Source organism: Spirulina subsalsa PCC 9445 (genome assembly GCF_000314005.1).
Lineage (GTDB): Bacteria > Cyanobacteriota > Cyanobacteriia > Cyanobacteriales > Spirulinaceae > Spirulina_A > Spirulina_A subsalsa.
In genome coordinates, this window is the sequence record NZ_JH980292.1 from 3,002,903 (window position 1) to 3,027,064 (window position 24,162).

21 protein-coding genes are annotated in these 24,162 nt (G+C 49.0%); 13 read left to right on the forward strand and 8 right to left on the reverse strand.

Annotation, left to right across the window (positions count from 1 at the left end; genetic code table 11):
* Window positions 1-104: 104 nt before the first annotated feature.
* Window positions 105-233, reverse strand: a complete 129-nt coding sequence (gene psaJ / locus SPI9445_RS0113650) for a photosystem I reaction center subunit IX (RefSeq protein ID WP_017305317.1) — start codon at window positions 231-233, stop codon at window positions 105-107.
* Between the two features lie 284 nt (window positions 234-517).
* The gene (locus SPI9445_RS0113655; RefSeq protein WP_017305318.1) at window positions 518-1,012 is read right to left on the reverse strand and encodes a photosystem I reaction center subunit III; all 495 of its coding nucleotides are present in this window, start codon (window positions 1,010-1,012) and stop codon (window positions 518-520) included.
* A gap of 205 nt (window positions 1,013-1,217) precedes the next feature.
* Between SPI9445_RS0113655 and tsaD the strand changes: the two genes are divergently transcribed.
* On the forward strand, window positions 1,218-2,264 hold the full coding sequence (gene tsaD, locus SPI9445_RS0113660) for a tRNA (adenosine(37)-N6)-threonylcarbamoyltransferase complex transferase subunit TsaD (protein WP_017305319.1): 1,047 nt from the start codon (window positions 1,218-1,220) through the stop codon (window positions 2,262-2,264).
* Between the two features lie 588 nt (window positions 2,265-2,852).
* Window positions 2,853-5,126 carry a ribonuclease R family protein gene (locus tag SPI9445_RS0113665; RefSeq protein WP_017305320.1) on the forward strand — a complete coding sequence of 758 codons (2,274 nt, stop codon included), beginning with the start codon at window positions 2,853-2,855 and terminating at the stop codon, window positions 5,124-5,126.
* A 189-nt stretch (window positions 5,127-5,315) separates the two neighbouring features.
* Here SPI9445_RS0113665 and SPI9445_RS0113670 read toward each other — a convergent pair whose 3' ends face one another.
* The gene (locus SPI9445_RS0113670; protein WP_017305321.1) at window positions 5,316-6,812 is read right to left on the reverse strand and encodes a M16 family metallopeptidase; all 1,497 of its coding nucleotides are present in this window, start codon (window positions 6,810-6,812) and stop codon (window positions 5,316-5,318) included.
* Between the two features lie 212 nt (window positions 6,813-7,024).
* On the opposite strand from SPI9445_RS0113670, the gene SPI9445_RS0113675 reads away from it, so the two are divergent.
* Entirely contained in the window at window positions 7,025-8,053 is a 1,029-nt protein-coding gene (locus SPI9445_RS0113675) for a bifunctional heptose 7-phosphate kinase/heptose 1-phosphate adenyltransferase (protein WP_017305322.1), read from the forward strand.
* A 199-nt stretch (window positions 8,054-8,252) separates the two neighbouring features.
* On the opposite strand, the gene SPI9445_RS0113680 is transcribed toward SPI9445_RS0113675, so the two are convergent.
* The gene (locus tag SPI9445_RS0113680) at window positions 8,253-8,993 is read right to left on the reverse strand and encodes an HAD family hydrolase (protein WP_017305323.1); all 741 of its coding nucleotides are present in this window, start codon (window positions 8,991-8,993) and stop codon (window positions 8,253-8,255) included.
* Between the two features lie 51 nt (window positions 8,994-9,044).
* Here SPI9445_RS0113680 and SPI9445_RS0113685 point away from each other — a divergent pair, with 51 nt between their 5' ends.
* The 5 genes from SPI9445_RS0113685 (at window position 9,045) to SPI9445_RS30600 (ending at window position 13,190) form a co-directional block, all read left to right on the forward strand.
* On the forward strand, window positions 9,045-9,503 hold the full coding sequence (locus tag SPI9445_RS0113685; protein ID WP_017305324.1) for an NUDIX hydrolase: 459 nt from the start codon (window positions 9,045-9,047) through the stop codon (window positions 9,501-9,503).
* Window positions 9,504-9,667: 164 nt separating this feature from the next.
* Window positions 9,668-10,495 (forward strand): alpha/beta fold hydrolase, encoded by an 828-nt coding sequence (locus SPI9445_RS0113690; RefSeq protein ID WP_017305325.1) that lies wholly within the window; start codon window positions 9,668-9,670, stop codon window positions 10,493-10,495.
* Window positions 10,492-11,679, forward strand: coding sequence for a glycosyltransferase family 4 protein (locus tag SPI9445_RS0113695; protein WP_017305326.1), 1,188 nt, complete (start codon window positions 10,492-10,494; stop codon window positions 11,677-11,679). Before SPI9445_RS0113690 ends, SPI9445_RS0113695 begins: the two co-directional genes overlap by 4 nt.
* Before the next feature lie 195 nt (window positions 11,680-11,874).
* Window positions 11,875-12,786, forward strand: a complete 912-nt coding sequence (locus SPI9445_RS0113700) for an FkbM family methyltransferase (RefSeq protein WP_017305327.1) — start codon at window positions 11,875-11,877, stop codon at window positions 12,784-12,786.
* An 80-nt stretch (window positions 12,787-12,866) separates the two neighbouring features.
* Window positions 12,867-13,190: a hypothetical protein gene (locus SPI9445_RS30600; RefSeq protein WP_164674526.1), complete on the forward strand. Its 324-nt coding sequence runs from the start codon at window positions 12,867-12,869 to the stop codon at window positions 13,188-13,190.
* A 227-nt stretch (window positions 13,191-13,417) separates the two neighbouring features.
* Here the strand turns inward: SPI9445_RS30600 and moeB are convergent, their stop codons facing one another.
* The 3 genes from moeB to SPI9445_RS0113720 form a co-directional block, all read right to left on the reverse strand.
* Window positions 13,418-14,590, reverse strand: a complete 1,173-nt coding sequence (gene moeB, locus SPI9445_RS0113710) for a molybdopterin-synthase adenylyltransferase MoeB (protein ID WP_017305329.1) — start codon at window positions 14,588-14,590, stop codon at window positions 13,418-13,420.
* A 350-nt stretch (window positions 14,591-14,940) separates the two neighbouring features.
* A complete protein-coding gene (locus SPI9445_RS0113715) occupies window positions 14,941-15,969 on the reverse strand; it encodes a fatty acid desaturase (RefSeq protein WP_017305330.1) in 1,029 nt (342 codons plus the stop codon).
* A gap of 109 nt (window positions 15,970-16,078) precedes the next feature.
* The gene (locus tag SPI9445_RS0113720) at window positions 16,079-17,212 is read right to left on the reverse strand and encodes a 5-(carboxyamino)imidazole ribonucleotide synthase (RefSeq protein WP_017305331.1); all 1,134 of its coding nucleotides are present in this window, start codon (window positions 17,210-17,212) and stop codon (window positions 16,079-16,081) included.
* 199 nt (window positions 17,213-17,411) lie between these two features.
* Between SPI9445_RS0113720 and SPI9445_RS0113725 the strand changes: the two genes are divergently transcribed.
* The 3 genes from SPI9445_RS0113725 to rpsN are packed head-to-tail and all read left to right on the forward strand — an operon-like array spanning window position 17,412 to window position 19,381.
* Window positions 17,412-18,293, forward strand: coding sequence for a M23 family metallopeptidase (locus SPI9445_RS0113725; protein WP_017305332.1), 882 nt, complete (start codon window positions 17,412-17,414; stop codon window positions 18,291-18,293).
* A 5-nt stretch (window positions 18,294-18,298) separates the two neighbouring features.
* Entirely contained in the window at window positions 18,299-19,057 is a 759-nt protein-coding gene (locus SPI9445_RS0113730) for a pantothenate kinase (RefSeq protein WP_026079782.1), read from the forward strand.
* A 21-nt stretch (window positions 19,058-19,078) separates the two neighbouring features.
* A complete protein-coding gene (rpsN, locus tag SPI9445_RS0113735; protein WP_017305334.1) occupies window positions 19,079-19,381 on the forward strand; it encodes a 30S ribosomal protein S14 in 303 nt (100 codons plus the stop codon).
* A gap of 69 nt (window positions 19,382-19,450) precedes the next feature.
* Here the strand turns inward: rpsN and SPI9445_RS0113740 are convergent, their stop codons facing one another.
* Window positions 19,451-19,783 (reverse strand): hypothetical protein, encoded by a 333-nt coding sequence (locus SPI9445_RS0113740; protein ID WP_017305335.1) that lies wholly within the window; start codon window positions 19,781-19,783, stop codon window positions 19,451-19,453.
* Between the two features lie 277 nt (window positions 19,784-20,060).
* Between SPI9445_RS0113740 and SPI9445_RS0113745 the strand changes: the two genes are divergently transcribed.
* Window positions 20,061-22,508: an ATP-binding protein gene (locus SPI9445_RS0113745; protein WP_017305336.1), complete on the forward strand. Its 2,448-nt coding sequence runs from the start codon at window positions 20,061-20,063 to the stop codon at window positions 22,506-22,508.
* A gap of 615 nt (window positions 22,509-23,123) precedes the next feature.
* Window positions 23,124-24,107, forward strand: a complete 984-nt coding sequence (locus SPI9445_RS0113750; RefSeq protein WP_017305337.1) for an RNA polymerase sigma factor, RpoD/SigA family — start codon at window positions 23,124-23,126, stop codon at window positions 24,105-24,107.
* The last annotated feature ends 55 nt before the right edge of the window (window positions 24,108-24,162 follow it).

Genomic DNA, 24,162 nt, shown 5'->3' on the forward strand with positions numbered 1-24,162 from the left:
AAACCCGCAACTCTAAACAGAATTGCGAGTGCTGAACAACCTTGAATCAAAACGGGATAGTGACCGCTTCGGGTCTGCCCGATGTTGTTTATTTTGACCCGGTTCTACTGTAAGGGGTGGAACAGGAGGTCAGGATAAAAACGATTAAATTCAATCAAAATTCCGGCGGTAAAGGTCAATAGTGCCATAATCAGCACGGGGGCCGTCGATAAAAACTTAGTCAAACCTTCCATGATGTTTTCTCCGAATGAGAGGACAGCGTAGTGACATACTTCCCGACCTTCACGCTTTGCCTAGGGCAGGCTTGCGCCAACGCGCACAGGGCGGGCTTCTCCAGCTTGGCAGCCTTCGCGTTTTATAGTGAGGCGATGCCCAACCCCACTTGTATCTTATCATACATAATTCGGCTCTCATCCCGACGCTTGCCAGTGGCAAAGCGCGGGGCTTCCCGCCGATTAGCTAAAAAAAGAACTTAACGCTGGTTTGTGATCAGCGTTTTGAAACAAGTTAAAAAACCCTAACGGGGGGAAATGGGGATTTCGGTATCCTTGGCGGTTAATTTGCCGGAAGTAAACTCAGCTAAAGCCGCTAAAGGCCAAGCAAAGCCCCCTAACATAAATTTAAAAGCGAGAGGCACATCAATGATGATTTCTTTCATTTCAGCGTCTTTGTCCCCACGAATGGCGATCAGATAAGAACGTCCGACCCAACCAATCCAGCCTGTAATATACAGGAACAGAATACTGGGGATTAAGAAGTCGCCCGCGTGGGAGAGGCTACCATCCACGATTAAGTGAGGATACCCTTCCGGGCCACAGAGGGCTTGAGCATAACGTTCAGCGCGTTTTTTGCCAGACAGGGGATCATCAGTGGTGTTCCGGAAGCTTTTAGACTTCTGGATATAAGCAGAAGACTCGCTACAAGGCACTAGGCCGTACTCATCGGCGGAGGCTGAGGGAGCAAAATTGAACCACAGCGTCATTACTAGAATCAAAGCTAACAACTTTCGCATTGAAATGTTTCCTTTTGTTACGAAACAATAAGTTTTTTGTACAAAAGCGACGGTTTATCATTTGTACATCGAAGCGATCTTACTCTGACCTGTTAATCCAGTAAAGATTACTTTACAAAAAGTGAAAGCTTCTTTCAGAACCCAGCAGAAAAGTCTGTACAGGTCAGGGCTTTTGTTAAACTGGGAGAAAGCTTAGGGTGAGATAATGGCGACGATTTTAGCAATAGAAACCAGTTGTGATGAAACCGCCGTTGCGATTGTAAAGAATCGTAACATTCTGAGTAGTGTCGTGGCCTCTCAAATTAAATTGCATCAACCCTATGGCGGGGTAGTGCCAGAAGTGGCTTCTCGTCAACACCTCGAAAGTATTAATTTTTGTTTGGATCAAGCGCTACAGGAAGCCCGATTAGATTGGGGGGGTATTGATGGGGTGGCGGCCACTTGCGCGCCGGGTTTGGTGGGGGCGTTGTTGGTGGGGTTAACGGCGGCTAAAACCCTGTCGGTGGTTCACCGGAAGCCTTTTTTTGGGGTGCATCATCTGGAGGGGCATATTTATGCGACTTATTTGTTGGAACCGACCTTAAAGCCGCCTTTTTTGTGTTTGTTGGTGTCGGGGGGTCATACCAGTTTACTCCGGGTTGAAGACTGCGGTCGTTATGAGATGCTGGGGACGACGCGAGATGATGCGGCGGGGGAATGTTTTGATAAGGTGGCTCGTTTGTTAAAGTTAGGCTATCCGGGGGGGCCGGTGATTGATCGGTTGGCGAATACGGGGAATCCGGAGGCTTTTGCGTTGCCCGAAGGCAAGATTTCGTTACCCCAAGGGGGCTATCACCCCTATGATTGCAGTTTTAGTGGCTTAAAAACGGCGGTGTTGCGGTTGGTGGAGAAGTTGGAGGAGGAGGGGGTGGAGCCTCTTCCGGTGGCGGATATTGCGGCGAGTTTTCAACGGGTGGTGGTGCGATCGCTCACGAAACGAACGATTCAATGTGCTTTAGACTATGGTTTAGATACTATTGCCGTAGGGGGGGGAGTGGCCGCGAATCAGGGCTTACGGAAGATGTTGGAAGAGACGGCGGCCCCCCATCAGCTTAAGGTTTATTTCCCGCCCCTACGCCTTTGTACGGATAATGCAGCCATGATTGCCTGTGCCGCCTCGGAACATTGCGATCGCGGTCATATCTCTCCCCTGACTCTCAATGCCCAATCTCGTCTGAACATTACTGAGGTTATGGGGTTATATCGGGAATAGGGAGTCGGGAATCGGGAGTCGGGAGTCGGTGTAGGGAGTCGGGGGGAGGGGGAGAGAGGGAGACAAGGAATTAAGACTTATTACTTATTACCTATTACCTCCTCCCTGTTCCCCGTTCCCCGTTCCCTAAAATAAAAGAGTTTTAGCTATTCACTATTCCCCTGCTCCCCTGCTCCCCCTCTCCCCTGCCCAGTTATTCAGCAGACTCTAATTAGGGGAGATGTCTATTGCCTCGCCAGACGACTAGACTTTCTCAGCAAGCCCTAGTTAAGAATTTACATTCGGCGTGATAAACTATTGATAATCAGTCCCTACCCGTGACCAGTGACCCTGAATCTTTGCCCTTACCACTGTTCACCGAACACGGTTTGCATAACGTTACGTCGCTAATGCTACACCACTTTCCAAGGATCAAAAACCCAGCTTCAACCCAGTGGATGCGCGTCCATCACAAAAGCGTTAACTCCAATCCTGTTAACTCCTGCTCGCATTCACTTACTCAAGCAACAACGATTCAAGGAATGGGAAATGAACAGCAAGGCAAGCATAATAGACCCCACTTAATAAGTATATAAAGGATAATTTGAGATGGAATTTTCAATCGCTACATTACTAGCCCAATTTAGTCAAGATAAATTAGTAGCTGGTAAATACCTAGAAAAACGCCTCAATTGTGAGGATGAGGAATGTCAAGAAAAACTCCTAGTCGCCCTGGACGCTTTAGAGCGTATTGGTGTTTTAAGCAAAGAAATGGGGAAATATCGCCGAGTTTATGAGGAGGGAGTGGTTGAGGCAAAACTGCGCTGTTCGAGTAAAGGATTCTGTTTTGCGATTCAAGATGAAGAAGGTGCCGATGATATTTATGTACGGGAAAGTCATTTAAGCACCGCTTGGAATGGTGATCGCGTTTTAGTCAGAGTGATTAAAGAGGGCAGTCGTCGCCGTTCACCAGAAGGGGAAGTCAAAGTGATTTTAGATCGGGCGAATCCTTCCCTCCTCGCACGGATCAAAAAAGCCCCCGTCGGTTTCCGGGCAGTTCCCCTCGATGATCGTTTACTTTTTGAACTGGATCTAACCAATGATTCCAGCCAACTTGATGATGCCATTGATCATCTTGTTCATGTAGAAGTCATTCGTTATCCCCTCGGCACCTCCCTACCCCTCGGACGAGTCACCAAAATCCTCGGCAGTGATGCCGAAGCCGCCGCCGACACAGATATTGTCTGTTGCAAACATGATTTACCCCAAACCTTCAGCGAAAAAGTCTTAGAGTCCGCCAAAGCCATCGGGACAGCGCCCGCCTCGGGGAAACTGCCCAAAGCGGACTTCAAAAATCGTCTAGATTTGCGCTCCTTACTAACCGTCAGTTTAGAGGATGAGAAATATCTCCAAGGGGATAAACCCCAGCTAATTGAAAATGCTTTTAGTTTAGAACCCCTGCCAGAAAATCAATGGAAACTAACTATTCATATTGCTGATTTTGCCCACTATATTGAACCCCACTCTTCCCTAGACTATGCCGCCAGAAAGCGCGGCACCGCCGTTCATCTAGGCGAGTTAAAACTCCCCATGTTACCGGACAGTGTGATTGAACGCTGTTCCTTAGCCCTGAATGAAGAACGGTTGGCGTTTAGCATTATCCTGACCCTGAATAAACATGGGATTATTCTCGCCCATGATATTCAGCCCAGCGTGGTGCAAGTAGATTATCAGATGAGTTATCAACAAATTCAAGAATATTTACGGGATGAAAGCCAAGTCGGGGAGGAGGTGAAAGCGCCTGTTGAGATGTTAGATAAACTCTTTTTCACCTTGGGGCCGGTGATCAAAGCCCAACGCTTACAACGGGGCGGCTTTGATCTGCACATGGAAATCCGCTCCCCCTTTAAAGATGAAGGGCGTTTAGGGACGTTGGCCATTGCCGATCATTTACCGATTCAAGCCATGTTAATGGAGGTAGCCCTGTTAGCTGGGAAAGCGGTAGCGGATCATTGTCGTAATTTAGAATTACCTGCGATTTATTGCACCCAACCTGAACCGGATATGATGGAACTCGAAGATTTCCTGAAATTGGGGATCAATCTGGGTTTAGATTTAGATGTGGAGTCAGAGGATGATCTTCAATCCCGGGACTATCAAGGATTTGTTCAGGAAATTGCCGGGTCTTCTGCACCGAAAATTCTCACGGAATTTTTACGCAGTACCCTACGTTCTCCGATGCATAGTACCAAGCCGGGGCCTCATTTTGGGTTAGCCTACGGGGATGGTTATTGTCATGTTCTGAGTCCGGGACAACGTTTTGCAGATTTACAGGTACAGCGCGTTTTACATCTCTTGTTTGAGGAAGGACGCGATCGCCGTTCCACCCGGGCTAAAATTCGGGTTAATCTCGGCAGTAGTACTTGTTACGACCAAATTAGTTGGAATATTTTACCCCCCCAAATCCAAACCCAATGGGAACAAGATATGGCCATGTTGATTAATCATCTCAATGAGCGAGATAAAGTGGCCGAAGATGCCGAACGGGATTTAATTGGCCTGAAAAAAGCCGAGAAGATGAAAGAACGCACTGGGGAAGTATTTACAGGGTTAATTACGGGGGTTCAATCCTACGGTTTCTTTGTGGAAATTGAGGAGTTAATGGTGGAGGGATTGGTTCATGTTAGCTCCTTGAAAGATGACTGGTATGAATACCGTTCTCGCCATAGTTGTCTCGTGGGACGGAAAAATCGCACCGCTTACCGTTTAGGCGATCGCGTGGAAGTACAGGTCAAGAGTGTAGACTACTACCGTCAACAGATTGACCTCGTAACCGTCAGTGGTGGCAGTGATGCTAGCAATGAGGATTTCGAGGATGACTAAAAACAATTGACCTAGGGCTTGTTGAATAACTGGGCTAGGGAACGGGGGAGAGGGGGAGCAGGGGAGCAGGGGAGCAGGGGAGAATTGATAATTATTCCCTATTCCCGACTCCCGACTCCCTAGGGCGCAAGCATTGCGCCCCTACACCGACACCCGTTCCCCGTTCCCCGTTCCCTGTTCCCTCAACCCCTAACTTTGAGGATTAGGGATAGTAATATCCACCGTTGTTATATTAGAATCCAAACGACTTAAAGGGGGGGTAATATCCCGAGAATTTCCTACGACTAACGTCGTCAATTGATCCGGAGTGAGATAGGTTTGAGCCACCCGTTGAACATCCTCAATGGTTGTGTTTTGAACTTGCCGTTGATATTGGAAAATATAATCCGCCGGATAGTCATAGTATTCATAGCGCATCAGACGGGAGAGGGTTTGTCCGGGAGATTGGAAGTTAAACACAAAAGAATTGAGGATGGAGTTTTTCGCATAATCGAGTTCCTCCGATGAAATTGGCGCATTGCGTAGATTATTCACTTCTCCTAGGACATATTGAATAAACGGCACCGTTGCTTCTGAGCGAGTTTGTCCTCCGGCAATGAAAACCCCCGGATAGTCAAAATTGGGACTCCAGAAACCATAGACTGAATAGGCTAAACCTTGGCGCGATCGCACTTCATTAAATAAACGCCCGCCAAAGCCATTTAACACCCCATTGAGGACACTTAAGGCCGGATAGTCTGGATCATCCACGCGCCCCCCTAAATGCCCTAACTGGATATAACTCTGGGTGAGTTGGGGTTGTTCCACAAAGAATAGACCTTGAGGATTGCGATCGCGAACTTCGGGAATCTCCGGTAATTCTGCCACCTCGACTCCTTGCCAAGAGCCAAACTTCTCCGCAATCAACGCCTTCATTTCCTCCCGGTTAAAATCCCCCACAATGCCCAGCATCATGCGTTCAGGTCGGAAAGACTGCTGATAAAAGCGGATCACATCCTCCCGCGTGATATTACTCAGGGTGGCATATTCCACCGTCCGAGCATAGGGGCTACTTTCCCCATAAACCAACTTATAAAACTCCCGTGACGCAATACTATTAGGATCATCATTCCGTCGTGCAATACCGCCCCGCATTTGATTCTGTGCCAGGGCGAGACGTGCCTCCTCAAAGGCCGGCCGCTGCACCACATCGGCAAACCAATCAAACACAGTGGTTAAATCCTCACTCAACGCATTAAAACTGGCACTGCCCAAACTTCCCCCAATACTGGTTTCCACCGAGGCCGCCCGTTGTTCCAACAGTTCGTTCAGTTCATTAGAGGGGTGATTGGTTGTGCCACCCGTGCGGATGGCCGTTCCCGTAAGATCCGCCAAACCCACCTGATCCGCCGGCTCTAAACGCGCTCCCGTGCGGAAAAACGCATTTCCTTGCACTAAAGGCAACTCGTGATTTTCCACCAAGTAGACCACTAAACCATTATCTAACTGATAGCGTTCATAGTCTGGTAGTTGAACCTCCCGCAGAGGGGGAAACTCCAACTCATCATAATGCCTTGCCCCAGCGGCCACCACAGCCGGAGCCGAGAGAATAACCAACAACATCGCCCCCAACACCAGACCGACCCAGCGTTGGAGCGCAAAGCGGCTTGACCGCAACCATCGTTCTTGTTTTTTCTGTAGTTTCATGACCAATTGTTTTATGATGTTTGCATTGCCGCAACAACAACTCTCAACCTTTCAATTTTAGCCCTGCTGGGGGGAGACTGTGGGCTGACGGCAAGCTGAGTCTATGAAGGAAGAATCCCCGTCCCTTTAGGGTCTGGGAGTGTCAAGATATGTTAGATTGACCCTAGTGCAATTTGCCTTAACCCAGTCCCGATGGATATTTGACCGGATTTATGAGCCAAGCCGTCCCCTCTTTTCCCCAACTCGCCTCAGCCGCTGACCAGTTGTTCGCCCTGCTGGATCGGTTTCAGGATATCCCTGTCCTCGTGATAGGGGATCTCACCCTCGATGAATTCCTGACCGGGCAGGTCGAGCGCCTCTCACGGGAAGCTCCGGTTCTCATTCTGCGCCATGAATCCACCCGGCAAGTCCCGGGCGGAGGGGCGAACGCGGTCTATAATTTGGCCAAATTGGGCGCACGGGTGAAAGTGGTGGGCTTAATTGGCAACGATTCCCAAGGGAAAGCCCTGCGGGGGATTTTTGAGGCGGCGGGGATTGATACGACTGGGCTAGTTGTAGATCCCAGTCGTCCTACGGTGACGAAAAGCCGCATCGCGGGTCATGCCCGCCAGTCTGTGACTCAGCAAATTGTGCGGATTGACCGGAAATCTGATGCACTACCCAGCCGAGAGATCCAGCAGGAGTTAGCGGAGGCCATTAAGCGGGCTAAGGTCGGAACCAAGGCTGTGGTCTGTTCTGACTATGGGGAAGGCGTTTTTACCTCTCCGGTGATTGGGGCGGCGCTGCAACATTCTTGCGTGGTGGTGGATGCTCAAAAGGGTTTGCCCCGGTATAAAGGGGCGACGATTTTCACGCCTAATCTGCCAGAAGCGGAATTAGCGGTGGGCTATGGGGTGACGGATGAGGTAAGTTTGCAGCACGCGGGGCGGGAGTTATTGGAGTTCACCCAGGCGGTCTATATGTTGATTACTCGGGGGGAAGAGGGGATGAGTTTATTTTCCCACAAGGGCAGTATTGACCATATTCCGGCATTTAATCAAACGGATGTCTTTGATGTGACGGGGGCGGGGGATACGGTGGTGGCGGCTTTGACTTTGGCGTTGTGTGCGGGGGGATCGGCTTGGGAGGCGGCGGTGTTGGGAAATTTGGCGGCTAGTTTGGTGGTGCGGCAGTTTGGCACCGCGACCACGACGGTGGAGGAGATGAAGGAGGCCTTACGCTCTCTGTTGGAGAAGGCTTAGTTGGGGCTGGCTGAATAAGTCCGGGAGTCGGGAGTCGGGAATCGGGAATCGGTGTAGGGGCGCAATGCTTGCGCCCTAGGGAGTCCGGTGTCGGGAACAGTAATCAACCTCTCCCCTGCCCCCCTGCTCCCCTCCCCCCCTCTCCCCTGCTCCCCTGCTCCCCCTCTCCCCTGTTCCCCGTTCCCTGTTCCCTGTTCCCTTATTCAGCAAGCGCTAATTGATTTAAGTGGGCGATCGCAACATCAGCCTGTTGAATCTCTCGCGCCCCGGCATTCCCCCAACAAATACCAATCACCCCCCCGGCTCCGGCCGCTTTCGCCATCTGAATATCTAAATGGGAATCCCCCACCATTAAAGCCTGTTGGGGTGTCACTCCTAGCCCCTCACAGACCTGTTGAAACAGCCTCGGATCCGGTTTACTCGGTTGAGGCGGATCTACCCCCATCCCCAACTGAATCCACTCCCCAAGTTGATGACGTTCAATAAAACTCTGCACCCCAGCGCTAGAATCTGCCGATAAAATACCCAACTTTATCCCCGTGGCCGCCCATTGACTGAGAATTTCCCGCGTCCCAGCGAAGAGGGGGGAGACTTCCGCCCGACGGGGAAGCGATTGATCGGCCTCTTGAAAGGCTTGTTGGGCAATGGCTAAGGCTTCCGACCAACTCCGCCCGGTTTCAGCAATATAGGCCGCGGCCGCGATGCGGTTTTCTTCTCTACTCCCCACAGCCATTAAACCTCTAGGATCAATGGTTTCCCCCTGTACCCCAAAGGCCATTAACAAGGGTTCTCCGGTGCCGGGGATTTGAGCATCCACGAAGCGCGATCGCCTCTGAGCCAAAAGACGTAAAAAATCGAGAGAATTTTCTAAGGTGCCATCTTTATCCAAAATAATCGCCTCAATCCCCTCAAAGGTGACAGTCTGACAACGAATTTTCACAGCACGTTTTCCGGTTTAATTTAGAGATATTTTGTACCCCCCCTTTTTCCCATGATTCATCGGTATTGGCAATTCTTCACCACCGTCTTAGGCATTATCTTCCGCCACCCCATCACCGGAACCACCTTGATTCCCGTCCTCCCGGATGGCAAAATCGTCCTGATTCGTCGTCGAGATACCGGAAAATGGGGATTACCCGGTGGAATTATTGACTGGGGGGAAGATATTCCCACCACCGCTCATCGTGAGTTAGCCGAGGAAACTGGGCTAGAAATTACCCAAATTGGTCGTTTAGTGGGGGTGTACTCCGCACCAGACCGAGATCCTAGAATGCACTCCATTAGCATTGTGCTAGAAGTGGCCGCTCAAGGAACCCTCCAAGTCCAAGACACCAACGAAATAACCGACGTGCGCGCCTTTGACCCCCAAGAGATTCCCTTTGGACATTTAAGTCATGATAATGACCGTCAGTTACAAGATTATCTAAATAACTTGACAACAATTGCTTAATGTGCATCCAAAACTCCGAAACAGAAGATCACTTAAGAATCTCTTATCAATCCCCCTCCAAACGTAATTTTTTGTGACTTTTGCCCAAATCTGTGGAATTATAATTCCAACGTTGCTCACACTCCTCTTGTCTACCCTTATTGATTCAGTCTGGTTGAACTCAGATGCAATTACCAGTCCGCAATTCTCGAATCCGCCTCTCTCAGGGACAAATGTTCTGGCGGGAAGTTGGCAAAGGAACGCCCCTTGTGTTCTTACATGGTGCAGGGAGTGATGGCAGTCAGTGGCTCCCGGTTTTTGAACGCTTAGGTGATCAATATCAGTGTTTTGCCCCTGATTTACTGGGGTTTGGGGAGTCAGAACAGCCAGATCTGCACCAGTCCATCAACCTCCATGTGGAGTGTTTAGAGGCCTATATTGCCGCCCTCAAGTTAGAAAAGTTTTACTTAGTGAGTTATTCCATCGGGGCCTGGGTGGCCACCCATTACACCCTGAAGAACCCGGAAAAGGTGCAGGGAATGGTGGTGATTGCACCGGAGGGGGTGGAGGTGAAGGAACAGGAGGGACGCTGGAATACTGAAAAAAGGCTCACATCTCCCCGTTCCCTGTTTTGTGGGTGGTTAAAGTTCCTGTTTCCCCTAGCTAAACTGTTGGGAACTCACCATACTATTGAGCAGTTGTTGAATTATCGCAAGCAGTTGTTAGCTTGTCCGGCCACTTGTGAGTTATTGTTTCAACGGCGCAGTCAGGAGATTAAGGAAGAGTTCCTTTATAATCAGTTGGCGGGGTTGAGGACTCCGACGCTGGTTTTACAAGGGGGACAAGATCAAGCGGTGCGCATTGCCCAGAGTAAGGTTTATTCTCAACTCGCCCCATCTGCCCGTTTAAGGGTGATGAAACACGGGGGGGCGGATTTACCGGAAGTATGGCCTGATAGCATTGTGCAGGAAATTCGCCGTTTTGCCGTGGTTTTAGCTGAAATTGGGCGATGAAGGCAAAGCAACGGGTTTTGATTGTGGTATCCCATCCGGTGCCTTATATTATCCCCTTGTTTCGCGGGATGGTTGAGGAAGGCAGCCTAGATCCGTTGGTGGCCTATTGTAGTTTGCAGGGGGTGGAGTCCTATCAAGATCCGGAGTTTGGGACGGAGATTGCTTGGGATGTGCCGATGTTGGAGGGGTATGATTGGATCAATCCGCCCAATGTCTCTCCTCGGCCGGGAATTGGACGGTTTTGGGGGTTAATTAATCCTCAGTTGATGGATTTGGTGGATCAGGTGGATGGGGTGATGGTCTATGCAGGCTATGCCTATGCGAGTTTTTGGCTGGTGGCACTGGCGGCGAAGTTGAAGGGGAAACCGTTTTTGTTTAGTACCGATGCTAGTAGTATTGCGCCTCGCGATCGCGCACCTTGGAAACGTTGGCTAAAACCCTTGATTTTGCCTTGGATTTTCCGCCTCGGGGATGTGATTTTAGTGTCTTCGACCTACGGGAAAGAAATGGTGGAAAATTTAGGCATTCCCCCTCAACGGGTGGTTTTAACCCCCTCGGCGACGGATAATGATTGGTGGTTAGCCCAAGGCGCCCAGGTAGATCGGGAGGCCGTGCGCCAAGCTTGGGGCATTCCCGAAGATGGGGTGGTTGTGTTGTGTGCGGGCAAGCTACAGTATTGGAAGCGGCCCCACGATATCCTGCGGGCGTTTGCTGTCGCGAATGTGCCGGGGAGTTATTTAATCTATGCTGGGGATGGGGGGTTACGGGGAGAATTGGAGAGGGAGGCGCAGGAGTTGGGAGTGGGCGATCGCGTGAAGTTCCTCGGTTTTGTCAATCAACGGGAATTAGTCGGGGTGTATCGTGGGGCTGATTTGTTTTGTTTATGTTCCGAGTATGAACCTTTTGGGGTGGTGGTGAGTGAGGCCATGTTGTGTGAAACGGCTGTCGTAGTGAGTGATCAAGTGGGGGCGCGGGAAATTGTCGAGTCGGGGGTGAATGGTTTCGTCTATCCCTGTGGCGACATTGACGCACTGGCGCAGGTTTTACGGGAAATCTTACCGGAGCGCGATCGCCTTCAAACCATGGCTAAAGCCGCCCAAAAACGCCTAGAAACCTGGTCCCCTCGGGAAAATGTCGCCGCCCAAATTCAAGCCGTCCAACTCGCCCAATCCATCCGCAATTGATCATCAACGATTAGGGAACAGGGGGAGGAGGAGAGGTTGATTACTATTGCCTATTACCTACTACTGGAATGACACACCTTAAATAGTGCATGAAGAAAACCATCGAAACTGGCTTCAATTAGGAAACAAACCGAAAATCTATCGCACACTTTTAGCTGTGTCAAGGCACTACCCATTCCCTATTCCCTATTACCCATGTCCTTCCTCACCTATCTCAATCGACCTGAATATATTCTCCAACCTTGGCAAATTTATCAACGATTGCTTAATCCTCCCGATCAAGTCCTCAACGAACTCAAAACTGTTCAACTCAATTGGGGGCTCCCCTTTCAAATTTTGCCCAATCCTGATGATAAAGTTGAGTGGTCCTTATGGATCATGGGCATTTATGATCCCGCCCTATCGGAAACCCTTTGGCGACTCATTGAACCCGGAGAAACCGTTTTAGATATTGGGGCAAATATTGGCTATATGACCAGTTTAATGGCCGTTAAAGTCGGTAAAACAGGACAAGTATTAGCCTTTGAACCCAACCCCGAAGCTTATCAAGAACTGCTTGAACAAGTGAACCGTTGGCAAACCTATCCAAACCTAGGTCAAATTTATGTAAAACCCCTTGCCTTATCCAACCAATCCGGAGAAGGCCTGTTAAAAATCCCCAAATACAATCGCGGGGAAGCTGCCCTAATTTCAGCCGAGGCTCAAACCTCACCCGATATTCTCAAAACCTATTCTGTAACCCTTGACAAACTGGATAATTTATGCAGTGAAAACCAGAAAATATCAGTGATAAAAATAGATATTGAGGGGCATGAACTCGCCACATTCCAAGGCGCAGAAAACCTGCTAAAACAACAGAATATTCGCGACATTTGTTATGAAGATCATGCGGGATATCCTAGCCCAGTCAGTGACTATTTAGAACAGTTTGGCTATAAAATTTTCAGGATTTGGAAAGGCTTCTGGAAACCCTTACTTTACCCCGCCACTTACTCGGAAATCCACCCGTGGGAACCCCCCAACTATTTAGCAACCTTAGATCCCAAGCGAGCCAGAGAAAAGCTAAAACCTCGGGGATGGTCGATTTTAAATCGGGCTGGCGGTTGAATCTATCCCCCATTTAGGGAGCAGGGAGTCGGGAGTCGGGAATCGGGAGTCGGGAGTCGGGAGTCGGGAGTCGGGAATCGGTGGCCACTGAGCGAAGTCGAAGTGGAGTCGGGAGTCGGGAGTCGGGAGTCGGGAATCGGGAGTCGGGAATCGGGAGTCGGGAATCGGAAGTAATGTCATTGCGAGGTACGAAGCAATCTAGTCAGGAGTCAGGAGATTGCCTCTCCCCCTCTCCCTCTCTCCCCCTCTCCCTCTCTCCCCCTCTCCCTCTCTCCCCCTCTCCCCCCTCTCCCTCTCTCCCCCTCTCCCCTGCTCCCCTGCTCCCCCCCGTTCCCTGTTCCCCGTTCCCTGTTCCCTTCGTGAACTACCCCACCCTGCCGAGGCGCGAGGATGGGGCTTCCTGATTCATGGGAAGTGCTTTCTATACCGAAATATAGCGAGTCTTATCTTCCCTCCCCAGGCAGAAGTCCTAGTTCCTAAGACCCAAATTTTCTCTTGCAACACAGCCCTTTTTAGCTTGGTTTTCGCTTTGGGAGTTAGTGGTCAAGTCCATCCCCTCCCTGCAAGCGAGGAAGGGGAATTCCGCAACATTTTTGTTAAATAGCGTCTAGTGTTCTTCAGCAGACCCTATTTAATACTCCGGCACAGAAGAATCTACTTCCCGACTCCAGGCCAAAATTCCGCCTTTGACGTTTGTCCCCTCAATACCATGTTCTTGGAGAATCCCTAACGCCTTCGCGGAACGTCCTCCCATTTTACAATGGGCAATTAAACGATGACCATTGAGTAGATTTTTCACCTTTTCCACTCCCGGACCATCTTCAATTTCCGGCAGAGGAACTAACACTGAACCCGGAATTTTAGCAATGTCGTATTCATTGGGGTTACGGACATCGAGTAAGACAAAACTATTCGATCCACTATCTAACAGTTGTTTTAACTCTTGTACAGTTATTTCAGCCATAGTTTGACGCTTCCTTTCTTCCTCAGCTTTAGCTTGGGGAATCCCACAAAACTGTTCATAATCAATGAGTTTTTCAATCACCGGACGTTCTGGATTTGGTCGTAAACGCAATTCCCGGAATTTCATATCGAGGGCATTATAGAGCAACAAACGCCCGCTTAAGGTGTTGCCTGTCCCCAGAATAATTTTAATCGCCTCGGTTGCTTGAATCACGCCAATAATACCGGGCAGAACGCCTAAAACGCCCCCTTCGGCACAGGAGGGAACTAACCCCGGAGGTGGGGGCTCCGGGAATAAGTCGCGGTAGTTGGGGCCGTCTTCGTAGTTAAATACGGTGGCCTGGCCTTCAAAGCGGAAAATTGAACCGTAGACGTTGGGTTTATTCAACAACACACAAGCATCATTGGTGAGGTAACGGGTGGGGAAGTTATCGGTTCCATCAATCACCACATCGTAAGGCCTCATGATGTCTAGGGCGTTTTCTGAACTCAAGCGGGTTTCGTATAAGTCCACTTGGCAGAAGGGGTTAATTTCTAAAATCCGGTTTTTGGCGGATTGAATTTTGGGTTTTCCGACCCAGGAGGTGCCGTGAATGACTTGCCGTTGTAAGTTGGAGTGGTCCACTATGTCAAAGTCCACAATGCCAATGCGACCGATTCCTGCGGCGGCAAGATACAGCAGCAGGGGGGAACCAAGTCCTCCGGTGCCAATACAAAGAACACTAGCGGCTTTTAAGCGTTTTTGACCTTCTACTCCGACCTCGGGCAGGATGATATGGCGTGAATAGCGCTCATAGTCATCTTTGCTGAGTTGGATTTCCTCTAAATTGGGATTTAGCATAATAGTTCAGCGTGAGCATCATCTTCTGAACCTTTGATCATACCCTTTTTTGCTCGTCTCTAGGACATAGGGGAATTTGATGTTGGGTTTTGCTGTCGCTCGACCCAACCTACAAATGGGGGGCAGGGGGGAGGGGGAGAGAGGGAGAGGCGATCTCCCGACTCCTGACTAGATTGCTTCGTACCTTCCTTCGGAACGCTACGCGTTCACTTCGTGACGCTCCGCGTTCGCGAAGCGTTGCGTAGCAAACGCGAAGCGTTGCGCAGCAAACGCAATGACATTACTTCCGACTCCCGACTCCCGACTCCCGACTCCCCATTCCCTATTCCCCGTTCCCCGTTCCCCGTTCCCTATTTAAACGGACGATACCCTTTATCGGGGTCGTATAAGTGACATTGGCGGCTGATGGTGTCCATTAATTCCCAGGAGAATTGGCGGGTTTTGATGGCGCTGCCCCAATGGGTGGTTAGACTCTCATGGGCGAGTCGTAGGTTATAGGAGGGGATGGCGACGGAGAGATGGTGGGGAACATGAACGTTGATGTCGTGACAGAGGAATTCGACCCAACGGGGATAGGTACAGTGGACGGTTCCGGCGAGTTGGGCTTCTACTTCGTGCCAGTCTTGGGGGGTTTTAAAGTGAATTTCGGGGATGGTGTGGTGGACGATGGTAAAGGTACTCATCCAGAAGTGATACACTAACCAGGGCATGAGCCAGAATTTCACGAAACCCCAGGGGCCGGTGGTGATGAGGAGGAGGGGAAAGGCGATCGCAGCAAACAACAGGACCACCGCAATGGAGAGTTTCACTTTCCCTTGATCTCGGGCTTGAAAGTTATCTAGTTTGAAGTGCATTAATCCCCAATGGGCAATAGAGCCAATCCACCACAAACGCCCCCGGATAGCCCGGTAAAAAACGCGAACTAACCAAGGTTTGGCTTGATAATCGCTCTCAGTCCAAGGTTCCCAAGCGTTATCGAACTCTAGTTTGTTGGTGTGGGCGTGGTGTTGATTGTGCAGAATCCGCCAACTGTGGAAGGGGTAAATGAGGGGCATCATAAAAAAGTGACCCACTAAATCATTCACCCAGCGACGTTGAGCAAAGGACCGATGACCACAATCATGGCCAATGACAAACCATCCCGTCAGGGCGGTTCCAGTCCAAATCCAAGTCAGGGGTAAACAGTACCAAGGCAGGGCAATAATGCCGATATAACCCACTAAGGCCGCACAAAGGCTGATCACTACAGAAGTCCAAGCTTTGCGGCGATTTTTCTCAAAGCATTGGCGGGGTAGGGTTTTTAAAATGTCTTTCAGGTGCAGCGTGGTGAGGTCGGGGGAAACCAACGTCTGGACAAACTTTTCCGTCGTGGCGGTCATGAATTTTTTTCCGTCTCCGTAAAATATTAAAGGCAGTTAATAAACCTTTACATATATACCACGGGGAGATGGACTTGCTGGCATGAGCTAGGAATTTATGCGGATTTGGTTAGGACGGATACCAAAGCTGTTCAATGGGTTGTGCGATCGCCAAAACCCCCGCCTCATCCAAAGGGGTTTCACTCAAAACCGTGATATGCGCCAATTTCCGACCCGGCCGCGACTCCGCTTTTCCGTACCAATGCAACGTAGCCCCCGGAATTTCACTCAAACGCGCCCGTTTTTCCCCATAATCATGGTAAGCCGTCTCATACCCCAATAAATTCACCATCACTGCCCCCCCCGTCTTCAACGACGGCACAGGCAAAGGCAAACCTGCCACCGCCCGCAACTGCATTTCAAACTGGGACACCTCACAAGCATCTAAAGTGTAATGACCGGAATTGTGGGTACGGGGCGCAATTTCATTCACTAACACCCGTTGATCTGGAGTTAAAAAGAACTCAATGCCAAAAATCCCCACCACCTCAAGGGAATTTAACAACGTCCTAGCCGCGTGGACAATCTCCTCTGTCAACGAAGGCGACAAAACCGCCGGAGCCACCACCCGACGACAGACTTGATGGATCTGTTGGGTTTCCACCACCGGATAAACCACCACCTCCCCAGTCAGGCTTCTCGCCGCCATTACCGCCAGTTCTCGCTCAAAAGGAATAAAAGACTCCAACAGAATAGACGGCCGTCCTAGACGCTCCCAGAGGGCAATCAGCGCCTCCCGACTTTTGAGGATAAAAGTCCCCTGTCCATCATAGCCATGTCGTCTTGCCTTCAGCACCACCGGAAAATCACAGGGCGGGATAGTCCTATCCGGTTCTAATAATTGGTAATCTGGCACCGGAAGCCCCATCTGTTCAAGAGATTGGTGTTGGGTGTACTTATCCAACAAGGGGGCGAGGGCATCTAAACGCGGCCGAAAACACACCCCCGCCTGTTCAAGAGGTCTAAGTGCGTCGAGGTCGATAAATTCGTTTTCAAAGGTAATCACATCACAACATTCAGCCAACTTAGCCGTCGCCTCTGCGTCGGCAATGGGGGCGTAAATCACTTGATCGGCAATACTCACGGCCGGATCATCCGGGCTAGGTGTTTGTATGATTAATTGCAGTCCTAATTTTTGCGCGGCGGCGGCCATCATCCAAGCGAGTTGACCGCCGCCAATTATCCCAATTCGTTGGACTGTCATGGTTTTTCCCTCTTGACTCGAAATGTTCCACTGGATGGTTGATCATAGCGTGACTTGGGGTGGGGAACTCTCAACTCCTTTGTTGCTTCTTGTACTGCACCAAGATTCTCCTGAAAACCCCCCATCCTGGGTGAAAGCAAAATTCAGGCTGCATTCTAGCAGATCAACCCTATTGGGGTTGTAGTTTTTTAATGAGTTTATGAAAAGAAAACAAGATTTCGCAAAAAATCGGCGAAGAATCGGCTTATTCTTCACCCTGAGTTTATCGGTTCTCTTTGCCACAACCTCCAGCGCGGCCGATGATCCGACGGTGGTTGAACCGCCATCCTCGGGTCAACGCGCTCAACTCGCCCGTCAGATGGCTAATGGTTTGATCTGGCCGACGACGGGGATTCTTTCCCAAGGGTTTCACACTTATCACACTGGGATTGATATTGCAGGCGCTCCCGGAACGCCCATTGTGGCGGTTCAGGATGGGGTGGTGGTTATGTCGGGGTGGGATGATTGGGGTTTGGGCTATGCCATCACGTTACAACACCCGGACGGGTCGCGGACGGTCTATGGTCACAATCGGCGTTTGCTGGTGCGTCAAGGGCAACAAGTCCAACAAGGACAACTGATTGCGGAAATGGGTAGCACGGGCAACAGTAGCGGGCCTCATCTCCATTTTGAGTTTTATCCGTCTCAGAGTCGTCAAGCGGTCAATCCGATGTACCAGTTGCCGCCGTTGCTGGGGGGGCGCATTCCTAGCACGGAGTCTCAGGCTACCCAACGGAATCCGGAGGTCATGGGACAAGGGGCGGGTCGGATGGAAGTGAATGTAAGGCGGGGATTAGCTTGTGATGAGGCGTTGTTAGAGCGGGAAACGGCTAATTTCTATGTCCAAGTTTGTCGTCAAGGCGGACAATTGTATTATATTGGACGGTCAAAATCAGATGCTCAAAGTGTGGTGCGTTTGCCTGCTTTCCCGGTGTCTGGGGGATATCGCGCCCAAAATGGTAGTTTTTCCTATGTGGTACGGGGGGAACGGGTGGAGGTGTTCCGCAATGGCATTCGTTTACGGACGGAATATTTTCTTTAGGGAGGATGACCATGGAGTTGGAGGGGTTAGCGCTTTCGATTGGCAATTCTCGTCTCCATTTTGCGGGGTTGCGTGGGGATAAGATTGAATGGGTGGCTCATGCGCCTCATTTACGGGGGGGGTTGGAGGAGTTACCGGAGGCTATTCTCTCGTTTTTGTCCCTTTCTCTGCCCCTTTATCTGGCTTCGGTGGTGCCGCAACAAACGGAATTCTGGCAACAGTACCCCCACACCCAGATTCTGACGTTGGCGGATTTGCCGATTCAAGGGGTATATCCCACGATGGGCATTGATCGGGGGTTGGCTCTCTATGGGGCGGTAAGACGCTATGGCGCGCCTTGTGTGGTGATTGATGGGGGAACGGCTTTAACGTTAACGGGGGGGAGTAAGGGCGGCCAATTTGGGGGAGGGGCTATCCTGCCGGGTTTGGGGACTCAGTTTCAAGCCCTTTATCACCAGACGGCCGCTCTGCCTTCTCTGTCTCTCCCCCTTGCTCTGCCTGAGCGCTGGGGTCATGATACGAATGAGGCGATCGCCAGTGGAATTTTGTACACGGTTTTGGCGGGGGTGCAGGATTTTCTCTCGGACTGGGCGACTCGGTTTCCCCACAGTGCTATGGTGGTGACGGGGGGAGATCAGTCCCGTTTCTTGTCCTATTGGCGATCGCGCTATCCCGAAAGCCCCTTTTCTCTCATCGGCGACCCCTACCTGATTTTTGCTGGAATACAAGCCTGTGTTCATGCTAGAATGAAAAACGCTGTCTAAATTAACAGGCTTAAAGCTGGTATGGCAAAAAAATCTATGATAGAGCGCGAGAAAAAGCGCCAGCGTTTAGTTGAAAAATATGCCGCGAAACGGGAAGCATTAAAAGAAGAGTTTAGAACTTGTACCTCCCCCGCGCAAAAACTGGAACTCCACCGCGAATTACAACGTTTACCCCGCAATAGTGCCAAAGTACGCGTCCGCAATCGTTGCTGGGTAACAGGTCGTCCTAGAGGATATTATCGTGATTTTGGACTCTCTCGCCACGTTTTCCGGGAATGGGCCCACGAGGGATTACTCCCCGGTGTGGTTAAGTCGAGTTGGTAAAGACTTCCGAATCAGTCAAAAGGGGCGAGGTTTTTCTAAAAACCTTGCCCCTTTTGCTTTGGGGGAATTTTAGCCGTTGCCACAACAGCGATCAATGCCCAGACTATCTAAGAGGAGATCACTCACGGCATTGGCGATCGCAAACTCACTGTAAAAACTTCTACTAAAATCAAAAGCCTGCATTTCCGTTACAATAGCTATAACCAGGGAGCCTAGATCATTCTCCCCTTCTAGGCGTTGACGCACGAAAATCTGAGCAGCACGTTCGGCTATTTTCTCATTAACCAATTCAGGGATAAACTCGTGATCTAGCCACTCCTGCAAGGCTGATTGTAACCATTTTCCTTCTTGGCGGGCATCTTCTACGGGAGGTAAAGTAATCGGAGGAATGGGTTGTGTCATAGGGATTTATGTCACAAAGAGGAATAAACAGCTAGAGAAATGCGGTATCGTAAAAGTATATCCTATCCTAGTCTTGCCTTAGAGCAATCTTGCCTTAAACCCGTCAATTCATGTAGGACAGAATTGTAGTTTCGATATTTCTGAGCAGAATTCCGTCACCATGATAGACGCTAGGTCTCAAGATCATTTTTTCGCTTATCTCTTCAACTACCCTTGATGAGATCATTTCAATTTCGTTTAATCTATTGTACAGGCAACCGTTTCTGATCTAAGTCCCATGCCAACTCCCGTTCAAAAATTACTCAATTCTCTCTCACAAGATGAACAGGAATCCATCAACACTCCCGGATGTATTCAGCCTCATGGTGTTTTACTGGTTTTACAAGAGCCGGAACTAAAGATTCTCCAAGTCAGTGCCAATAGTGATATCATTTTGGGCATTCCTCCTCAACGCTTAATTTCTCAAAACTTGTCGGCAGTTTTTGAGCCTTCCCAAATTAAGAAATTAAAACGGGTTTTACAATCCCCTAATTTGCTTGGACTAAATCCCGTTAAGCTGTCATTTCAAAATCAAGAATCTTATAAGCCTTTGGATGGGATTGTTAATCGAACCGATGGGGTACTAATTTTAGAATTAGAAGAAAATTCTAGTATCCATCACTTCAGTTTTTTGGATTTTTATCAACTGATTCAAAACACGGTTATTGAGCTACAAAAAACTGAAAGCTTGCTTCATCTCTGTGAAGTAGCTGCTCATGAATTTCGCGAAATTGCCCAACTGGATCGGGTAATGGTTTATCAGTTCCAACCCCAAGGACACGGTTTAGTTATTGCAGAAGATAAACGAGAAGATTTAGAATCTTTTGTTGGCTTAAATTACCCGGCTAGTGATATTCCTGCCATCGCCAGAAAACTATTTTCTAAAAATCGGGTTCGTCTTATTCCTGATGTTTATTATCAACCTGTTTCCCTCATTCCCTCCGATAATCCTCTGACTGAAAAGCCCTTAGACTTAGGTCAGTCGGTCTTGCGCAGTGCCTCCTCTTGTCATTTAAAATATTTACAAAATATGGGAGTACGGGCTTCTTTAGTTGTGCCGATTCTACGACATGGGGAATTGTGGGGACTCATTGCGGGACATCATTACAGCCCTCAATATTTCCCTTATGAAGTCCGGGCAGCTTGTGAGTTTTTTGGTCAAGCATTATCCGCAGAATTATCTGCCAAAGAAAGTTATGAAAGCTATGATGCTCGTTTAGCCATCCAAGATATTCAAGGGCAATTACTCACCCAAATGACCCAAGCGGATAGCTTTGTAGAGGGCTTAATGGAAGATCCCGATCAACTGCTGAATTTAGTTTCTGCTACCGGGGTGGCTATTTGTTTGGGAGACAAAATACAGACTCTCGGGAAAACTCCCAGCCATAAAGCCATTATGGTACTCTTGCAATGGTTAGAAGAGGGTCATTTTCGAGATAAACTCTACTGCACCGACTCCCTCGCCCTCGAATATCCCTCAGCCATCAAGTATAAAGACGTGGGGAGTGGTTTATTGGCGATCGCGATTTCCCAATCTCAACAAAAATATATCCTCTGGTTTCGCCCGGAAGTCATTCAGACTGTGGACTGGGCAGGCAACCTAAATGATAGCACCCATCAAACAGACGATGGCACGGTTTCATTATGTCCGCGTCATTCCTTTGAACTGTGGAAAGAAGAAGTTCAATTAACTTGTTTGCCTTGGTATGCCTATCAAATTGAGGCCGCTTTAGATTTGCGGAAAAATATTATTAGCATTGTTATTCGCAAAGCTGATGAACTGGCGCAACTGAATCAGGAACTCTATACTGCACTGCGCCAATTAAGACAAGTTCAAACCCAATTGATTCAAAGTGAAAAAATGTCGAGTTTGGGGCAAATGGTCGCGGGAATTGCCCATGAAATTAACAATCCTGTTAATTTTATTTATGGCAATTTAGCCCATGCTGAAGCCTATAGTCAAGGCTTAATTGATTTGGTTGAACTCTACCATAAACACTACCCTCAACCCCATAAAGAGATTAAAGAAGAAGCGGAAAACCTTGATCTAGAATTTTTAATTGAGGATTTACCAAAACTGTTATCTTCCATGCAACTCGGAGCAGAGCGCATCCGCGAAATTGTTCAATCTCTGCGTAATTTCTCCCGGTTGGATGAGGCAGACATGAAACCTGTGGATATTCACGAAGGGATAGATAGCACCCTTTTAATCCTCAGTAATCGTCTCAAAGCTAAGACGGATGCACCAAGTATTCAGGTGATTAAAAAATATGGTAAAATCCCTCCGGTTGAATGTTACCCTAGCCAACTCAATCAGGTTTTTATGAATTTGTTGGCAAATAGCATTGATGCCATTGAAGAATATAATCATACCCGCACATTTCGGGAAATTCGAGAAGATCCCAGTACCATTCTCATTGAAACCGAATTAGTTGGACAGATGGTTCGCATTCGCATCAAAGATAATGGGATGGGAATTCCTGAATCCGTTCAAGCTAAATTATTTGACCCCTTTTTCACGACTAAACCTGTGGGAAAAGGAACAGGGATGGGATTAGCCATTAGCTATCAAATTATTACCGAAAAGCATCAAGGTACACTCTGCTGCATTTCTCAACCCCATCAAGGCGCAGAGTTTATCATTGAGATTCCCCTCTATCCTAAGTCTGATTCTCGCCTAGCTTAGGTTTATCATCGGTTATAACTTGTTCAGTTTTTTGAATCACCCGATTGGGGGAAGTGATTTTGAGGGAATCCTAAATATAGTAGGAAGGTAAGAGAACTTTACTCCCGAAAGTCAATCATCACGAAAACACCCTCAGCAAATTCCCGGATTGAAATGGTGTTTTCTCTATTGACTTCTCCTGTTTTTTGATCGGGTACACCAAGCGAAAAGTCATCTGATTTGTTTGGTTTAGTTCTCGAATCTGTTCGGAAATCCACCCCTATCCTGTGGGGAGATTATGACTACCTCTCGTCATTCTCATAATTTTTAAGAGTTGATGAACCTTTTTGCCTTTACGAACGTCTAAAGGTTGGTTATTATAAAGTTAAGGTAAAGTCATAACGACTTCGAGTTAACACAAATTTCCTGATAGCTCAGATGGGTAGACGATGAAAAGAAGAACAAGCATAGGGGAGGAGAAAACGGAAACCGCAGAAAATTGAGACTGATGCACTCCATCTCCCGTCAGGGGGGAAGGGGGGGAGTGACTGAACAGATGCACGCCTTTTTACTGCATAGAGAGGATAAACCTCAGCGAAAAACCTGTTGCGACTTTTAAGGAGTCATTATCACACGATGCCTACTGCCAACATTGACACCAAAGCGACTCACACTAAAATTTCTGGGGATATGGTGCGGACTTATCTCCAAGAAATTGGGCGGGTGCCCCTGCTCACCCATGAACAGGAGATTATTTATGGAAAACAGGTGCAAAAAATGATGGTTCTGCTGGAAGAATACAGTGCGTTGCAAGAGTGCTTGCGACGGGAACCGACTCGGGCAGAATGGGCGGCACATCTGAACATCAGTGAAAGCGAATTAGGGCAACTGTTACGCCAGGGAAAACGGGCGAAACGGAAAATGATTGAGGCGAATTTGCGCCTAGTGGTGGCGATCGCGAAAAAATACCAAAAGCGCAATATGGAATTCTTGGATCTGATTCAGGAAGGGACATTAGGCCTAGAACGGGGAGTGGAGAAATTCGACCCCACCAAAGGCTATAAATTCTCCACCTATGCTTACTGGTGGATTCGTCAGGCCATCACTCGTGCGATCGCCCAACAAGCTCGCGCCATTCGTTTACCCATCCACATCACCGAAAAACTAAACAAAATCAAAAAAATTCAACGGGAACTTTCCCAACAACTCGGACGCAGTGCCACAGCCGGGGAAATTGCCCAAGAATTAGGCGTTGAGCCCTCCCAAATCCGGGAATATCTCAGCGTTGCCCGTCAGCCTGTTTCCTTAGATGCGCGAGTGGGAGACAACCAAGACACGGAACTCTGTGACCTACTCGAAGATGACGGGATTTCTCCCGACTTATTCATTACTCAAGAGTCTCTGCGCCAAGACTTGCAGAATTTGATGGCCGAATTAACCCCCCAACAGCGCAAAGTGCTTAGTTTGCGCTTTGGTTTAGACGACGGGAAAGGGATGTCCTTAGCCAAAGTCGGGGAACGGTTAAACCTCAGTCGGGAACGAGTGCGCCAACTCGAACACCAAGCCCTGAGTCACTTACGGAAACGTCGCGCCAAAGTGAAAGAGTATTTGAGCGCTTAAACTGTGATTGATGTGTGAGTTGCCCATGATTAGCCTAGGTTCTAATCATGGGCTT

Excerpts from the sequence above, each read along its gene's own strand:
- psaJ (WP_017305317.1), bottom strand. The coding sequence starts at position 233 with ATGGAAGGTTTGACTAAGTTTTTATCGACGGCCCCCGTGCTGATTATG.
- SPI9445_RS0113695 (WP_017305326.1), top strand. The coding sequence starts at position 10,492 with ATGAAGGCAAAGCAACGGGTTTTGATTGTGGTATCCCATCCGGTGCCT.
- SPI9445_RS0113665 (WP_017305320.1), top strand. The coding sequence starts at position 2,853 with ATGGAATTTTCAATCGCTACATTACTAGCCCAATTTAGTCAAGATAAA.
- SPI9445_RS0113720 (WP_017305331.1), bottom strand. The coding sequence starts at position 17,212 with ATGACAGTCCAACGAATTGGGATAATTGGCGGCGGTCAACTCGCTTGG.
- SPI9445_RS0113750 (WP_017305337.1), top strand. The coding sequence starts at position 23,124 with ATGCCTACTGCCAACATTGACACCAAAGCGACTCACACTAAAATTTCT.
- SPI9445_RS0113745 (WP_017305336.1), top strand. The coding sequence starts at position 20,061 with ATGCCAACTCCCGTTCAAAAATTACTCAATTCTCTCTCACAAGATGAA.
- tsaD (WP_017305319.1), top strand. The coding sequence starts at position 1,218 with ATGGCGACGATTTTAGCAATAGAAACCAGTTGTGATGAAACCGCCGTT.
- SPI9445_RS0113690 (WP_017305325.1), top strand. The coding sequence starts at position 9,668 with ATGCAATTACCAGTCCGCAATTCTCGAATCCGCCTCTCTCAGGGACAA.
- SPI9445_RS0113700 (WP_017305327.1), top strand. The coding sequence starts at position 11,875 with ATGTCCTTCCTCACCTATCTCAATCGACCTGAATATATTCTCCAACCT.
- SPI9445_RS0113740 (WP_017305335.1), bottom strand. The coding sequence starts at position 19,783 with ATGACACAACCCATTCCTCCGATTACTTTACCTCCCGTAGAAGATGCC.
- SPI9445_RS0113685 (WP_017305324.1), top strand. The coding sequence starts at position 9,045 with ATGATTCATCGGTATTGGCAATTCTTCACCACCGTCTTAGGCATTATC.
- SPI9445_RS0113675 (WP_017305322.1), top strand. The coding sequence starts at position 7,025 with ATGAGCCAAGCCGTCCCCTCTTTTCCCCAACTCGCCTCAGCCGCTGAC.
- rpsN (WP_017305334.1), top strand. The coding sequence starts at position 19,079 with ATGGCAAAAAAATCTATGATAGAGCGCGAGAAAAAGCGCCAGCGTTTA.
- moeB (WP_017305329.1), bottom strand. The coding sequence starts at position 14,590 with ATGCTAAATCCCAATTTAGAGGAAATCCAACTCAGCAAAGATGACTAT.
- SPI9445_RS0113730 (WP_026079782.1), top strand. The coding sequence starts at position 18,299 with ATGACCATGGAGTTGGAGGGGTTAGCGCTTTCGATTGGCAATTCTCGT.
- SPI9445_RS0113715 (WP_017305330.1), bottom strand. The coding sequence starts at position 15,969 with ATGACCGCCACGACGGAAAAGTTTGTCCAGACGTTGGTTTCCCCCGAC.
- SPI9445_RS0113655 (WP_017305318.1), bottom strand. The coding sequence starts at position 1,012 with ATGCGAAAGTTGTTAGCTTTGATTCTAGTAATGACGCTGTGGTTCAAT.
- SPI9445_RS0113670 (WP_017305321.1), bottom strand. The coding sequence starts at position 6,812 with ATGAAACTACAGAAAAAACAAGAACGATGGTTGCGGTCAAGCCGCTTT.
- SPI9445_RS0113725 (WP_017305332.1), top strand. The coding sequence starts at position 17,412 with ATGAAAAGAAAACAAGATTTCGCAAAAAATCGGCGAAGAATCGGCTTA.